Origin of the sequence: Pedobacter cryoconitis, assembly GCF_014207135.1 — a bacterium.
Taxonomy (GTDB): Bacteria; Bacteroidota; Bacteroidia; order Sphingobacteriales; family Sphingobacteriaceae; genus Pedobacter; species Pedobacter cryoconitis_D.
The window spans coordinates 43,287-58,773 of the sequence record NZ_JACHCC010000004.1 but is presented as its reverse complement, the minus strand read 5'-3'; the positions used below and the strand labels follow the sequence as shown (position 1 = coordinate 58,773).

Below are 15,487 nucleotides of genomic sequence, written 5' to 3'. Positions count from 1 at the left end.
ATAGAACATGAATGTATCGGTATTAGCAAACTCACTTATTGGATCAGAAATCATTAAAATTGGTAATGAAGTCAATGAGCTGAAGAGCAAAGGTGCTAAGATTGCCAATTTAACTATAGGTGACTTTGATCCTTCAATTTTTCCTATTCCTGCTGGGTTGAAGGCTGAAATTGTTGAAGCTTATAATCATAATCATACAAATTATCCTCCTGCCGATGGTATTTTAGCCTTAAGGGAAACAATTGTAGATGTATTAAAGGATAGATACGACCTTGACTTTAAGAGCAATGAAATATTGGTTTCCGGTGGTTCCCGTCCGTTAATTTATGCAACTTACCTGGCATTGATCGATCCGGGAGATAAAGTAATTTATCCTGCACCATCATGGAATAATAATCACTACTGTCACCTTTCTTCAGCGCAGGGTGTTGCTGTGGAAACGACTGCGGAAAGTAACTTCATGCCTACTGCAGAATTGTTAAAACCACATCTTAAAGGTGCGACTCTATTGGCTTTATGTTCTCCGTTAAACCCTACGGGTACTATGTTTACCCAGCAGCAGCTGGAAGAAATCTGTGACCTGGTTATTGCAGAAAACAAATCAAGAGCTGAAGGGGAGAAACCATTGTATATCATGTACGATCAGATTTACTCTTTACTTACTTTTGGAAAAGAGCATATCAACCCGGTTAGTTTACGTCCTGAATTAAAAGATTATACGATTTATATTGATGGGATCTCTAAATGTCTTGCAAGTACAGGTGTACGTGTAGGATGGGCATTCGGACCAGAAAAAGTAATCGGCAAAATGAAAGCTTTCCTGACGCATATCGGTGCATGGGCACCTAAAGCTGAACAGGTAGCAGTAGGTAAATATTTTGCAGATAAAGTACAGGTAGATGAATTCCTTGTTTCATTCAAGGCACAGATCCAGGATAGCCTGAATGCTTTATATAAAGGCTTCAGCGGATTGAAAAACGAAGGCTTTGCTGTAGATGCAATTGAGCCAATGGGCGCAATTTATCTGACACTTAAAATCGATTATATTGGTAAAACTACGGCTGACGGAGATTTATTGAAAGATAGTACGGATGTAAATTCTTACCTGATCAAAGAGGCGCAGGTAGCATTAGTACCATTCTCTTGTTTTGGTACGGATGAAACCAAATCATGGTTCCGTGCTTCTGTTGGTGCGTGTTCTTTGACTGATATCAATGAAATGATCCCGCGTGTTAAAGCTGCGCTGGCTAAATTGAAATAGATTTACAGATTTTTATCTGTTGAGGGTATCCCGATGCTGTGTTTGAGCAGATCGGAATACCCTCTTTTTATTTAACGCTCTTTCTGGCTACGATAAAATAGCCTGCAATAAATAGTACAATGGCATAAATCAGGCTTGACCAGAGTTCCCGGGTCATAAAGGGAACATCTTTAGCAGCTCTGGAGATAGAAAGGGTGAGTGTAGGATGACTGTAGGGGATCAGGTATGCATATTCCCAGCCTTTAGTAGCCGTTATCATGCCGATAATGAGTCCAATGAACCCAATGCCCATTGGCTTCAGGAAATCGCTCCAGATCAGACTGATGACAAACTGCAGAGATAAAATACCCATTGATGAGATAAATAGCCTGAGGTAAGTTTCTGAAATGATTTTAAAAGGATCGAATTCGTTAAATCTCAGCTTTGAGTTCAGGGTATGCAAGAAATAACCAAATGAGTAGGTAAGGGCCGCAAAGAGAAAAAGACAGATAAAAACCAGAATAACCGCATAAAGGTATTTCGCGGCATAAATTGAAAATCTGTTGAGCGGTTGGGAAAACAAGCTTTTCCAGGTATCATTCTTATGTTCAATATTATTTACCGAAAAGGACATGAAGATCACATAAAAGGGCAGAATAATAATACCCATAAGACCGACTGTCGAGCTTATATAACTCATCCAGAGCATTTGCGGGGCTGGATTCATTTTTAAGATCTTGTCTGTATTGGTTATGATGCCCAAAGTAACGAGGCCACAGATAACCAGGGGTAATAGAATTGCCGCCCAAAAGGCTAGTGTTTTTCTGGATTTGTAGAATTCTGAACGAAAAGAAAGGTATAATGATTGCATATCAGTTAGTCTTGGTGATGTCTAAAAAGAGATTCTCCAGGTCTTTTCTTACCTGGAACAGGCGGGTTACTGTAAAGCCGTTTTGTACTAAAAGGGTATTGATTTTTCCGGTTTCTTCGGGGGAGGTATAATGCAAACCAATCCGTTTAGTGTTGCCATGCTGAACTTTATAGCCGTGCTGATTTAAGAATTCAGCGCCTTCTTCTGCCCGGTCCAGGTCAATTTCTATCATTGGCTTACTTAATTTATGCAGCTCATCAATTGTTCCCTGAAATAACAACTTCCCTTTATTGATGATTCCTACATGTGTCGCCATTTTTTCAATTTCACTTAGCAAATGGCTTGAAATCAATATCGTTTTCTGATGTTTTGAAGCCAGTTCGATAATCAGATTACGAATTTCAATAATACCATTGGGATCTAGTCCGTTGGTCGGCTCGTCCAACAGGAGTAATTCAGGATCTGACAATAAGGCCAAGGCAATACCCAGGCGCTGTTTCATACCCAGAGAATACTGACCAGCTTTTTTAGCTGCGGCTTCTGTTAAGCCGACCATGGCCAGTAATTCAGTAGCTTTACTTTTTGGAATATTTAAAAGGATACAGCGGTTAATCAGGTTTTCCTTGCCGGAAAGGTGTGCATATAATGCAGGCTGTTCCACTAAGGAGCCTATTTTTTTCAGACTTTCAATCCGGTGACTGTTGATTTCTTTCCCAAAAATAAAGACAGTGTCTCTGGGAGACTTTAACAGGTTTAATAAAATTTTGATCGTAGTGGTCTTACCTGCGCCGTTATGGCCAAGAAAACCATATATGCTGCCCTTTTCTATTTCAAGTGAAAGATTGTCTACGACTTTCTGTTTGTCGAAATGATAGGTAAGTCCGCAGGTTTGGATGGCTATATTTTCCATTATTTAGAAAGTGATACGTTTGTTTTTACTGAAGCATCGGGTGCATTTACAGTGGTCTTTGAATTAACCTCTGTACGTTGTCCGGTATGGTTTGAACTATTGGTGAGGGTCAATCCCATCATCATAAAAACGGGAACTAATAAAAGTATAAAAGGCGAAATATTAGAGAGACTTTTCATGATTATTCGTTTGCTTAAACAAATAGAATAATTTAAAATCTCATGCTAAAATGTTTTATACCAATAGCTTATTCGACTAGATGAACAGTAGAATCTGAAAATAATGAGCTTTTTCGTGATATTCTGGCGTTGGTAGAATAAAAAGGGCAGTTGGTCGAAAACAGGGGTGATAAAGACGCAGGGTTATGTTCGCCTTCACCTGATATTTATCAATTATAATGCAAAATATGATCGAAAATCATCGTTTGTAAGTCGCTGATAATTAGTGTACTGAATATACCTTGTTCAGACATCGTTCAGACCATTTTCAGAGGTGTTAAAGACTATGTTCAGTTTGTATCGAATAAAGCATGAACTAAATCTGAATAATTTTATAAGGAAGTATTGATGGTAACACTCCTGTGTACTTATTTGTATTGTAGTCTTAATTAAACCGGGGGGGGGTAAAAACAAATGGCTGAATAACTATTTGAAATTAAGTTATTCAGCCATTAGGCCAGCATTGTGAAACGCGCTAACAGGTTTCTCTGCCGGGTCTTTTGTCTTTATTTTGAATTCTTTTATTTGAATTCAGAAGTTTTGTGGAATTCAATATCCGGATAGTCTCTTTTGGTCATATTGATCATGAAATCATTGTCCGCAAGAAATACGGGGTTCCCGTCTTTATCTTCTCCGATATGCTGTTGTTTACGTTTGACGAATTCTTCCAGTTTCTTTTTATCTGTCGAAGTTACCCAGTTTGATCTGCTATAGCTTAACATACGGAAATGGGCTTTTGCGCCATACTCGTGCTCGAGTCTGAATGCAATTACTTCAAACTGTAGTTCGCCGACAGCACCAATGATCTTTCTGTTTCCGGGCTGTTGAGTAAACAACTGTGCTACGCCTTCTTCCGTAAGCTGCTGTATGCCTTTTTCCAGCTGTTTTGTGCGCAATGGATCTCTGTTCTCAACTTCTTTAAATATTTCAGGAGAGAAGCTCGGAATACCCTTAAATTGTAATTGTTCACCTTCAGTGAGGGTGTCTCCGATTTTGAAGTTACCACTGTCGTATAATCCGACAACATCACCTGGCCAGGCCTCTTCTACTATACTTTTTTCATTAGCCATGAAATCCATTGGATTGGAGAATTTCAGCTTCTTGCCCTGACGGGTATGGAAGTAGAATTTATTCCTTTCAAATTTTCCTGAACATATTCTTAAGAAGGCGATACGGTCACGGTGTTTAGGATCAAGGTTGGCATGGATTTTAAATACAAATCCTGAGAAGTTTTTCTCTTCTACTAATACTTCTCTTTGTTCAGCTTCCCTGCTTCTAGGACTTGGTGCGATATTGATAAAGGTATCCAGGAGTTCTTTAATCCCGAAATTATTAATCGCACTGCCAAAGAATACCGGGGCAAGTAAACCTTCAGTGTACATGCTCTGGTCAAGTTTACCATAAACACCATCAACTAATTCGAGATCACCTTTTAAACCTTCAAGCTCCTTAGGCTTCAGGAAGTTGTTGAGGTTCGGATCATTTAAATCGTTAACTTCTATTACAGGATCTGCAATTTTCGTTTTGTCCGGTTCAAAAAGGTTAAGGTGTTTATTGTAAATGCTGTATACTCCCTTAAAGGTATGGCCCTGACCAATTGGCCAGGAAAGGGGGCATAAACTGATATTGAGTTTGTTTTCAATTTCGTCCAGCAGATCAAAGGCATCTTTACCCTCGCGGTCCATCTTATTAATAAAGATAATCACTGGGGTGTTTCGCATGCGGCATACAGCCATCAGCTTTTCTGTCTGTTCCTCTACACCTTTTACACAGTCTACAACAAGGATTACGCTATCTACTGCGGATAATGTTCTGTAAGTGTCTTCTGCGAAATCTTTGTGACCCGGTGTATCCAGGATATTGATGCGTTTATCTTTGTATTCAAAACCCATTACTGAGGTGGCAACGGAAATTCCACGTTGTTTCTCAATCTCCATAAAATCTGAAGTGCTGCTTTGATTGGCTTTGTTGCGTTTTACCGCACCGGCCGTATTAATGGCTCCGCCAAATAACAGAAACTTTTCAGTTAAAGTCGTTTTCCCGGCATCCGGGTGACTGATAATGGCAAATGTTTTTCGTTTTTCTATTTCGGGGTGAATCATAAAGGGTTAAGCGTATTGCTTGATGAGGCTGCAAAGATAAATATAATATATAAAATAAAAACCGGCCATTAAGCCGGTCTCTATTTTATATTGATTTAGTTTCTGCCTCCTCTTGAATCACTTCTCTGTGGGGCATCTCCGCCCGAAGACCTGCTGTCCTGCTGTTGGCGTTGTTGTTCTTGCTGCTGACGTTGCTGATCCTGTTGCTGACGCTGTTGTTGTTGACGTTGCTGATCCTGCTGCTGGCGTTGCTGTTGCTGCATTTGTTGTTGACGTTGCTGCTGCTGGCGCTGCTGATCCTGTTGCTGACGTTGTTGTTGCACTTGCTGCTGACGCTGCTGATCCTGTTGCTGACGTTGTTGTTGTTGCACTTGCTGCTGACGCTGCTGATCCTGTTGCTGGCGTTGTTGTTGTTGCACTTGCTGCTGACGCTGCTGATCCTGTTGCTGGCGTTGTTGTTGTTGTACTTGCTGCTGACGCTGCTGATCCTGTTGCTGACGTTGCTGCTGTTGACGTTGCTGCTGCATCTGTTGTGTCTGGTCCTGACGGCTTTGTCCTCCACGGTTATTTACATCACTACCTGTTCTACCAGGCTGATATGGAGTTCCTACCACAGTGTTTCCTGATCTTGAAGGATTAACGTTTCCTGATCTGGAGTTATTTACGTCTCCTGACCTTGAAGGATTAAAATTGCCTGATCTGGAGTTGTTTACGTCTCCTGATCTTGAAGGATTCACATTACCTGATCTGGAGTTGTTTACGTCTCCTGATCTTGAAGGATTCACATTACCTGATCTGGAGTTGTTTACATCTCCTGATCTTGAAGGATTAACGTTTCCTGATCTTCCGCCAGATCTTGGGTTATAGATATTGATGTTATTATTCGTAATACTTGTTCTTCCAGGGGTTTCAGAACGTGAAATGTTATAAACTCTCACATCTCTGTTTGTTGCTCTTCTTATTTCCTCAGCTCTGGGGCCGGTGTAATAAGTATTTCTGCCACCGCGACCATAAGTATTATTAATAATTGTTGTACGGTTGATGATAGTTATGTTTCTGCTTGAATAACGGGGATAACGATTGCTGTAGATATCACGTTGTGATACAAAATTCCACCAGTTATTAGGTGTATTGTAATATCCGCCACCTCCACCGATATTGATGTTAATGCTAAAACCAGGACCTAATGGAGCCCAGCCATAATATCCGCCACCGCTTCTCCAGCTTACCCAGGCAGGTCCCCAGACAGTATCAGGAATCCATACCCATTGATTATAGCTGTTAGTTATCCAGCGGCCATAGTGAAATGGTGCCCATCCCCAGTCATAATCCGATACCCAGGTATTTCCATACTCGGTCATAACCCATCGGCCATCAGTATAGTAGGGTCTGAAATCACCCTGATCTACATCCGGACGCCATACATTCCCATATTGTGGGTCCTGTATCCAGGTGCCATAGGGAGATAATTCATCATAAAATGACTGGAGTGATATATCATCATATCCCTGTGCCATTACTTTTTGAGTGAGGCCGCTGAACAGGAGCATGAGCCCCAGAAGAACAGCTGGCAATTTGATTAATTTTTTCATTTGTGTGTGTATTTATAATATAACCTAACTTATATTTATGAGTGAAAAACGGAACATAAGTTTAACGTTTTATGTCACAACGTTGCAAGTAATATAGCACCATTTAAAGATTGCATGATAGGGAGAACGGCATTTATGATTCTTAAACGGTTAAAAAGTAATATTTAGAGGCTTATTTTCTCTTTCCAGATATTTATTCTTTTCCTTTGTAATCCGAAACTATTGCAATCTGCAGATTAAATAATGAAAATTTAATAACATTACTACTTATAAGAGCTTTCATATCTGCTAAACCGGTGTAGACAGATTTCATAGTAATACTACATAAATTATACCAAAAAAATAAGATTCAATGGAGACTGGCTTTGCTTAATAATTCCCTGAATAAGAATAAGCTTCCGTCAGGCTTCATAACCGCTAAAAAAAATATATACAAATGAAAAAAGGTGTACTATTCCTGATTCCCGTTCCATTGGCAGAAAATGCCTCTGCGAAGTCATTCACACCCTATCTGATTGATACGATTAATGCTATTGATACCTATATTGTAGAGAATGAGAAGACGGCCAGAAAATCCTTAAAAGAAGCTGGCATAAAAATCCCACAGAGCGAGCTGACCATTCATGATTATGGTAAACATAAACGGAATGATTCTATGGTTCCTTATTTCAAAGAACTGATGACCGGAAAAGATGTTGGTTTGATGAGCGAAGCCGGGTGTCCTGGTGTTGCTGATCCAGGAGCTGAAATTGTTTCTGAAGCGCACAAACGTGGGATTAAGGTTGTTCCGTTGGTTGGTCCGAATTCATTATTACTGGCTCTGATGTCCTCAGGATTTAACGGACAGAGTTTTACTTTTCATGGTTACCTGCCTATTGATAAGGTTGAAAGAGTCAAGAAAATTAAAGAATTGGAGCAACTGGCCGAGAAAAATAAACAAACTCAAATGTTTATCGAAACGCCATTCAGAAATAATCATTTATATGAAGATATCATTAAAAATACTGCAGCCCATACCTTATTATGTATTGCCTGTAACGTAACAGGAGAGGATGAGTATATCCGGACACAGTCGATAGGGCAGTGGCGTCAGGAGAAGATTGATCTCCACAAAAAACCTGCGATATTTCTGATCTACCGTTAGATTAACGGTACATATTTTTGCTATCCATAAATGCGATTACATTTTCAGGGACAAGGAACTGTATATTCTTATTGTCTTTTAATGCTTTTCTGACAAAAGTCGATGAAATCTCCATCTGAGGGGTCTCTGTAAATGTAATCGAAGAATGGTTAAGCCATTCTTCCACGTCAGAACCCGGTCTGGGATAAACATAGATGTGATAATCTTTCAGCAGTACTTCGTAGTTTTTCCATTTTTTAAGGGAGACCAGATTGTCAGCCCCCATAATGAGTACGAATTCTTTAGCCGGATATTTTTCACGGAGATAGGCCAGGGTATCAATCGTATAGGAAGGCTGGGGCAGGTTAAATTCGATATCACTGACTTTGAGTTGCGTAGCCGCTTCTGTAGCTAACCGGGCCATCTCCAGTCTGTCATACATATTACCAAGCCCCTTTTTATTTTTTAATGGATTCTGCGGCGAAACAACCAGCCACACCTCATCCAGGTCCGTGAAATTGGCCATATAACTGGCGATAATCAGGTGCCCGGTATGAATAGGATTGAAAGAACCAAAAAATAAACCTGTTTTTGCCATTCCTTCCCTTAAAATTTTATTTACTTAAAAAATCAGCTACCAGTTTTTCGGCTTCTTTACAGGCTGTTTCCAACTCAAAGTTCTTCAGAATAACATCAAACTTATCAGCGTATTTAAGCTCTTTCTCAGCTTTAATAAATCTTTCCTGTAGTTTTGCTTCGCTGTCAGTGCCACGACCGCTCAGGCGCTCTTTCAGGACTTCCAGAGAAGGAGGTTGAACAAAGATAGCCAATGCATCATTTTCATATTTACGTTTCAGACGTAATCCGCCTTCAACGTCAATATCAAAAATAACATGTTTGCCTTCGTTCCAGATCCGTTCAATTTCTGAACGTAATGTGCCATAAAAGGTACCGTTGTAAACTTCTTCGAATTCTACAAATTCCTGGTGGGCAACTTTATGTAAAAAGGCTTCCTTAGAGATAAAATAATAATCATTTTCATGTTTCTCATCTCCACGTGATTCTCTTGTCGTCGCGGAAATGGAAAAACTCAGCGATGGAAATTTTTCCAGTAAATGTTTAACGATTGTCGTTTTACCTGCGCCCGACGGAGCGGAAAATATAATAAGTTTGCCTTGTATCATTGGTGTATTCTATTGCTATGTTCAGTGTCTGGTTCGCTGCGTAACGGGCAGCTGTTTAGCACTGAGTAATATTTGCTGACGTACTAAATAACGTTTAACAACTGTTCTTTAATCTTTTCTAATTCTTCTTTCATACCTACAACTAATTGTTGTATTTGCGCGTCATTTGCTTTTGCACCCATAGTATTTATTTCCCGTCCTATTTCCTGAGAAATGAATCCAAGTTTTTTGCCATTAGCATCTTTACTTTTTAACGTTTCAGTAAAATAATCACAATGACTTTTCAGGCGGATTTTTTCTTCCGTAATATCAAGTTTGTCTATATAATAGATTAACTCCTGTTCTAAACGGTTCTGATCAACAGTAACTTTTCCGGCAATTTCTTCCAGAAACTGGTTTAATCTTGCTTTGATATGGGGAATTCTCAATGGGGCAAGAACTTCAATCTGTGCGAAGAAACCAAGAATATTGGTAATCCTAAGCTCGAGGTCTTGTCTTAAAACAGCTCCTTCAGTTTCTCTGAACTGATTAAAATTAGCAAGGGCAGTATTAAAAGTTTGTTGTAAAATATCCCATTCGCCGTCATTAACTGTTTCTTCAGTGTAACTGATTACGTCAGGAAAATTCAGAACAGCCTGAAGTAGGTTATTTGAATTGGCACCTAAATCAATGTTGATAGCCTCCAGTTGTTTGTAGTACTTACTTAATAAAGCTCCGTTGATTGTTGCTCCTTTAAGGTTTTCTTCACTACGTTCAATATTGATAGAAACATTCACTTTTCCACGCTCAATATCCTTGCTGCAGATATTACGCAATAAAAGTTCTTTATCTGCATAAGCCCGGGGTAGTTTTAGATTGAGTTCTAAAAACTTACTGTTCAGGGATTTTATCTCTACGGAAAACTTTGTATTTTCCTGATCTGTAGAGGCCAGGCCATAACCTGTCATTGATTTTATCATGTGCAAAGATATAATTTATTGTTAAAAATGATTAGGTAGAATAGCCTTTAAAAAGTCATTTGATATTTTTTGATATGGCAGATTGATAAACATTGGTTAAATTTACCACATACACCATTGACAAATGACCCGAACAATTCTAAAAAGTTTATTCATTTTTACACTTTTATTTGCTTCCGCGGCTGCTGTCTTTGCACAGCAGGATTTCCAGTTGAGTGGCGTAGTCATGATGAAAGGGACGACAAACCGTATCGCGGCAGCACAGATTACCAATTTGCGGACTAAATTTACTGTTGGGAGTAATGACCTTGGTCTTTTTCAGGTGAAAGCGACCGTTGGAGACACACTGGTCATCTATAAACAAAACTATTCTGACAGAGAGATGATTGTTTTATCCAACAGGGATCTGATTGTTTATCTGGATAATGGCACTGGAACTACATTAAATGAAGTCAATATCAGGGCCAAGTCAAAGAAGGCCGAACTGGATGAACTGAAGCAGGATTACAGGGATAAAGGATCATTTTATGCGGGGAAACCACCGGTTCTCTCTTATATTTTTGCCCCTATAACTGCTTTATATGAATTATTCGGGCGTACGCCTAAAAATGCAAAGCGATTCGGGAATTATTATAACAGAGAATTGCAGCAGACACAGATAGATGGTTATTTCAATGAATCACTGATCCGGAAGAATACTGGTTTGACAGATAAAGAACTGGAAAATTTTATGTTAAACTATCGTCCTGATTATCAGAAGGCAAAAAACTGGACTGAATATGATGCAGTAAAATACATTAAAGACTCCTACAAGCAATATACGGATACTTTAAAAAAGAAATAATTTAGAGGGACAATGCCTCACAAGCTTTTTCAGCTGCTTGTTTCTCTGCATTTTTCTTATTATAATCCCTGCCGATGCCATAACTCTCGCCATCAATGATTGCCTGTATAGTGAAGAGTTTGGCACTATCACCCTCGCTGTTCTCCATCATCTCGAAAGTGATGTCTTTGGCATGGCGCTGACACCATTCAATCAGTTTACTTTTGAAATTAGTTTCTGTTTGTTCAAGCGTATGAATGTCAATATAGGGTTTGACAATTCGTTTAAGCAATAATTCTTTGGTGAAATTATATCCTTTGTCCAGGTATACTGCCCCGATCAATGCTTCAAAAGCATCTCCAAGCATAGAATGATGTTTAGTCTGCATATTAACCATTTTCTGATCGAAAACGATTAACTGATCAAACCCCATTTTTCTCGCAAGCTGATTTAGATTGACCCTGTTAACGATTTTAGAACGCATTTCAGTCAGGAAACCTTCTTCCTTGTAGGGATAATTTTTGAAGAGAAGTTCAGCAATAACAGCGCCCAGGATAGCATCCCCTAAAAACTCAAGACGTTCATTGCTGCTGCGGCTCCCATTTTTCAATATCTTAGCCACAGACCTGTGCCTGAATGCCATTTTATACAAAACGGTATTTCCAGGCACAAAGCCTAACATATTTTTCAGCTTTTTTATAAACTCTTTATCAGGAGATAAGTAAAGTTTATATAGGTCAAATAGGGGCATTAAATTGATTAAAATCGATATATCTTGACGTTTTACTCTTCGTATTTTTTGAAAATTACTGATGCATTATGTCCGCCAAAACCAAATGTGTTGCTCAATGCAGCACGAACCAAACGTTTTTGTGGAGTATGAAAAGTAAAATTCAATTTAGGATCAAAGTCAGGATCATCTGTGAAGTGATTAATTGTCGGAGGAACGATGTCATTTTTAACAGCAAGAATCGCAGCTATAGCCTCAACAGCACCGGCAGCACCTAAAAGGTGACCAGTCATTGATTTTGTAGAGCTGATATTCAATTTGTAGGCATCTTCGCCAAATAAATCAACAATAGCTTTTGTCTCACTGATGTCTCCAAGCGAGGTAGATGTTCCGTGAACATTAATGTAATCAATGTCTCCGGTACTCAGACCAGCATCTCTCATGGCATTAGTCATCACCATTTTCGCACCCAGTCCCTGAGGATGAGGGGCAGTAATATGGTTTGCGTCAGCACTCATTCCACCGCCTACTAATTCGGCATAAATTTTAGCACCGCGGGCTTTTGCATGTTCCAGTTCTTCGAGAATAATTGTTCCGGCTCCTTCTCCCGCCACAAATCCATCCCTGTCTTTATCAAACGGTCTGGAAGCAGTTGAAGGATCGTCATTCCTTGTTGAAAGGGCATGCATTGCGTTAAAACCGCCAATACCAGCTTCATTAATAATCGCTTCAGAGCCACCACTGATAATCACATCAGCCATATTAAGCCGGATGTAATTGAAAGCGTCGATCATTGCGTTAGTGGAAGATGCACAAGCAGAAACTGTAGCAAAATTAGGGCCGCGTAAGCCATATTTTATAGAGATATGGCCTGGAACGATATCAATAATCATTTTTGGAATAAAAAACGGGTTGATCCGGGGAGTTCCATCGCCCGAAAAATAGTTTCTCATTTCTTCCAGAAATGTTTTAATACCACCAATACCAGTACCCCAGATAACGCCAACACGATTGGTGTCAATTTGCGAGAAGTCAAATCCAGCATCTTTTACCGCTTCATCTGTTGATGCTATTGCGTATTGTACAAAAGGATCTAATTTGCGTGCCTCTTTTTTTTCTAAAAAGTCTTCAGGATTGAAGTTTTTCAGCTCGCAGGCAAATTTCGTTTTGAATTTTTCTGTGTCAAAACTTGTAATAGGCGCAGCGCCACTCACCCCTTTTAACAAATTATCCCAGAATTCTGGGATAGTATTGCCAATTGGAGTGAGTGCACCTAGACCTGTAACTACTACTCTTTTTAATTCCATTTATACGGATTATACGGAGGCCGTATGTTCTACTTTACGTTTTTCTCTAGATAAGCAATTGCTTGACCAACTGTACCGATAGTCTCAGCTTGATCATCAGGAATCGCTACATTGAATTCTTTTTCGAATTCCATGATAAGTTCTACAGTATCCAAAGAATCCGCACCTAGGTCATTAGTGAAAGAAGCTTCTGGGGTAACCTCGCTCTCATCCACACCTAATTTTTCAACGATAATAGCCTTAACTCTTGAAGCAATATCAGACATAATGTTATAATTTAATGGGTTAAATAATTCAGTGCAAAGAAAAATAAATTCTGACACATTTCAAATGTTTTTATTTCTCTGTCAATTTTAATGTTTTTATTTCAAATGATAAAGCAAAATTAGTTTTATAATTTCGTATCCTAAAATATATCTTATTCATCTGCTTTGAACAAAACTTATTTAAAACTTTCATTAGACCTCGATTTTGTCTTAATCGCAATCACAGCCTCTTTAAAGGATTATGTACTCTGTCATCAGATCAATACTAGGCTCAATTTAAATTTTGAAAAGGTTGAAGATCATGAGGTCTTTTTTAATCTCGACGAGCCTCCCAGGGCTTTTTCCAAGTATTATTTTTATGCAGAACAGGGGGATAATGATTTTTTTATTCTCGGTAACCGGAACAGTGAAGGTTTTTTAATTCCGGAGATGAATAAAGTTGACTATTTCATGATTATTCAGGCATATATTGACAAAGACGACCTGAATTATATCATCTCAGGACTCAATAAACTGTCTGATATACAGGTTGCTGCACAGATTGACCCCCTGAAACTGAAGTCGAATGAAAATTTGGTAATATAAATTTTATATGTAAGGTGTATTAAATACACTATATTTGAATCTGACATTATTTAGTTAAATAACAGAATTAACCAGGCTAACAGTGGTTTTTATAGCTAAAACCCTCTTTTGTTGGTCTTAACAAATAAAATAACTCAAATGAAACCCTTTCATTCCAGAACAAAAATTGTAGCCACGCTAGGTCCGGCCTCAGCAAAACCAGACGTTTTATTAAGCATGTTTAATGCAGGATTAGATGTTTGCAGACTTAACTTTTCACATGGTTCACAGGCAGATCACCAGGAAGTCCTGGATACGATCCGTTCAATCAATAAAAAACACAATTATAATGTTGGTATTTTAGCTGATTTACAAGGGCCTAAAATCAGAATTGGAATCGTTAAAGATGGTGGTATACACTTAGTTAATGGAAGTCGCACAATCATCACAACCAAAGAATGTGTCGGTAATGAAGAGCGTATTTATATCACTTATACCAGTTTCCCTAAAGATGTGAAACCAGGAGAAATCATCCTTTTAGATGACGGAAAACTGCAGATGAGAGTAGTAGAGACAAACTACGAAGATGAAGTAGTTTGTGAGGTTGTTCACGGAGGTATCCTGACTTCAAGAAAAGGAGTAAATTTACCGAATACTAAAGTTTCCATTCCTTCGCTGACTGTAGAAGACCGTAAAAATCTTGATTTTGTATTAGAGAACGATGTAGACTGGATAGGTCTTTCATTTGTTCGTAATGCGGCTGACATCGTTGAATTAAAAGATATTATCAAAGAAAGAGGCAAGGGAGCCAGAGTAATTGCTAAAATTGAAAAACCTGAAGCCATTGATAATATTGATGAAATTATTGCAGTTTCTGACGGTATCATGGTTGCCCGTGGTGATCTGGGAGTAGAAATGCCAATGGAAGAAGTTCCTCTGTTACAGAAAATGATTGTACAGAAATGTATCGCCGCTTCTAAACCTGTAATTATTGCTACTCAGATGCTGGAAAGCATGATCACTACGCCAAGACCAACACGTGCAGAGGTGAATGACGTTGCAAACTCAGTATTGGACGGTGCAGATGCGGTGATGTTAAGTGGTGAGACTTCTGTAGGAGAGTTTCCGCTGATCGTTATCGAAACAATGCAAAAAATCATTCAGAACATTGAGGTAAATAACTATCCTTTTAACGTTGATAAGCCACTTAAACCCAGTTGTGAATCCTTTTTGAGTGATGCGATTTGTGATTCTGCCTGTAATTTAGCTAGGCAGACAGATGCTGTAGGTATTGTTTCTATGACTGTAAGCGGATATACTGCTTTCGAAATATCAAGCCACAGACCTAAAGCACTGACTTATATCTTTACCGACAACAAGCAATTGCTAAATACTTTAAGTCTGGTTTGGGGAGTTCAGGCTTTCCATTATGACAAATTCGAAAGTACTGATGATACTATCGAAGATGTAAACAACTTGCTGGTAAAAATGAAGCTGATCAAAAAAGGTGATATATTGATCAATACTGCCGCAATTCCGATGGAAAGAAAAGGTAAAACGAATATGATGAAAGTAACGGTTATAGATTAATTTTTCTG

At 38.9% G+C, this 15,487-nt stretch carries 16 protein-coding genes; 5 read left to right on the top strand and 11 right to left on the bottom strand.

What is annotated here, in order from left to right; all coding sequences use genetic code 11:
- Positions 1-7: 7 nt before the first annotated feature.
- Positions 8-1,261, top strand: a complete 1,254-nt coding sequence (locus tag HDF25_RS07860) for a pyridoxal phosphate-dependent aminotransferase (RefSeq protein ID WP_184624197.1) — start codon at positions 8-10, stop codon at positions 1,259-1,261.
- A gap of 67 nt (positions 1,262-1,328) precedes the next feature.
- Here HDF25_RS07860 and HDF25_RS07855 read toward each other — a convergent pair whose 3' ends face one another.
- The 5 genes from HDF25_RS07855 to HDF25_RS07835 all read right to left on the bottom strand — a co-directional run bounded on the left by HDF25_RS07855 (position 1,329) and on the right by HDF25_RS07835 (position 6,933).
- Positions 1,329-2,111 carry an ABC transporter permease gene (locus tag HDF25_RS07855; RefSeq protein WP_184624196.1) on the bottom strand — a complete coding sequence of 261 codons (783 nt, stop codon included), beginning with the start codon at positions 2,109-2,111 and terminating at the stop codon, positions 1,329-1,331.
- Between the two features lies 1 nt (position 2,112).
- A complete protein-coding gene (locus HDF25_RS07850) occupies positions 2,113-3,021 on the bottom strand; it encodes an ABC transporter ATP-binding protein (protein WP_184624195.1) in 909 nt (302 codons plus the stop codon).
- Positions 3,021-3,200 (bottom strand): hypothetical protein, encoded by a 180-nt coding sequence (locus HDF25_RS07845; RefSeq protein ID WP_184624194.1) that lies wholly within the window; start codon positions 3,198-3,200, stop codon positions 3,021-3,023. The genes HDF25_RS07850 and HDF25_RS07845 overlap by 1 nt, the downstream gene beginning before the upstream one ends.
- A 560-nt stretch (positions 3,201-3,760) precedes the next feature.
- Positions 3,761-5,341, bottom strand: a complete 1,581-nt coding sequence (locus HDF25_RS07840; protein WP_184624193.1) for a peptide chain release factor 3 — start codon at positions 5,339-5,341, stop codon at positions 3,761-3,763.
- A gap of 95 nt (positions 5,342-5,436) precedes the next feature.
- On the bottom strand, positions 5,437-6,933 hold the full coding sequence (locus tag HDF25_RS07835; RefSeq protein WP_184624192.1) for a DUF6600 domain-containing protein: 1,497 nt from the start codon (positions 6,931-6,933) through the stop codon (positions 5,437-5,439).
- Positions 6,934-7,369: 436 nt separating this feature from the next.
- Between HDF25_RS07835 and HDF25_RS07830 the strand changes: the two genes are divergently transcribed.
- Positions 7,370-8,077 (top strand): SAM-dependent methyltransferase, encoded by a 708-nt coding sequence (locus tag HDF25_RS07830; protein ID WP_184624191.1) that lies wholly within the window; start codon positions 7,370-7,372, stop codon positions 8,075-8,077.
- Between the two features lies 1 nt (position 8,078).
- Here HDF25_RS07830 and nadD read toward each other — a convergent pair whose 3' ends face one another.
- From nadD to HDF25_RS07815, 3 genes are all read right to left on the bottom strand, one after another.
- Positions 8,079-8,654, bottom strand: a complete 576-nt coding sequence (gene nadD / locus HDF25_RS07825) for a nicotinate (nicotinamide) nucleotide adenylyltransferase (RefSeq protein ID WP_184624190.1) — start codon at positions 8,652-8,654, stop codon at positions 8,079-8,081.
- Positions 8,655-8,670: 16 nt separating this feature from the next.
- Positions 8,671-9,240 carry a guanylate kinase gene (gmk, locus tag HDF25_RS07820; protein ID WP_184624189.1) on the bottom strand — a complete coding sequence of 190 codons (570 nt, stop codon included), beginning with the start codon at positions 9,238-9,240 and terminating at the stop codon, positions 8,671-8,673.
- 83 nt (positions 9,241-9,323) lie between these two features.
- A complete protein-coding gene (locus HDF25_RS07815; protein WP_184624539.1) occupies positions 9,324-10,187 on the bottom strand; it encodes a YicC/YloC family endoribonuclease in 864 nt (287 codons plus the stop codon).
- A 136-nt stretch (positions 10,188-10,323) separates the two neighbouring features.
- Between HDF25_RS07815 and HDF25_RS07810 the strand changes: the two genes are divergently transcribed.
- Positions 10,324-11,043 carry a hypothetical protein gene (locus tag HDF25_RS07810; RefSeq protein ID WP_184624188.1) on the top strand — a complete coding sequence of 240 codons (720 nt, stop codon included), beginning with the start codon at positions 10,324-10,326 and terminating at the stop codon, positions 11,041-11,043.
- Position 11,044: 1 nt separating this feature from the next.
- Here the strand turns inward: HDF25_RS07810 and rnc are convergent, their stop codons facing one another.
- From rnc to HDF25_RS07795, 3 genes are read right to left on the bottom strand one after another with little or no spacing between them, the layout of a single operon-like run.
- Positions 11,045-11,773: a ribonuclease III gene (gene rnc / locus HDF25_RS07805; RefSeq protein ID WP_184624187.1), complete on the bottom strand. Its 729-nt coding sequence runs from the start codon at positions 11,771-11,773 to the stop codon at positions 11,045-11,047.
- 32 nt (positions 11,774-11,805) lie between these two features.
- A complete protein-coding gene (gene fabF, locus HDF25_RS07800; protein WP_184624186.1) occupies positions 11,806-13,059 on the bottom strand; it encodes a beta-ketoacyl-ACP synthase II in 1,254 nt (417 codons plus the stop codon).
- A 29-nt stretch (positions 13,060-13,088) separates the two neighbouring features.
- Positions 13,089-13,325, bottom strand: coding sequence for an acyl carrier protein (locus HDF25_RS07795; RefSeq protein ID WP_008508386.1), 237 nt, complete (start codon positions 13,323-13,325; stop codon positions 13,089-13,091).
- A 165-nt stretch (positions 13,326-13,490) separates the two neighbouring features.
- On the opposite strand from HDF25_RS07795, the gene HDF25_RS07790 reads away from it, so the two are divergent.
- Entirely contained in the window at positions 13,491-13,910 is a 420-nt protein-coding gene (locus HDF25_RS07790) for an IPExxxVDY family protein (RefSeq protein WP_184624185.1), read from the top strand.
- A gap of 138 nt (positions 13,911-14,048) precedes the next feature.
- Entirely contained in the window at positions 14,049-15,479 is a 1,431-nt protein-coding gene (pyk, locus tag HDF25_RS07785) for a pyruvate kinase (protein WP_184624184.1), read from the top strand.
- The last annotated feature ends 8 nt before the right edge of the window (positions 15,480-15,487 follow it).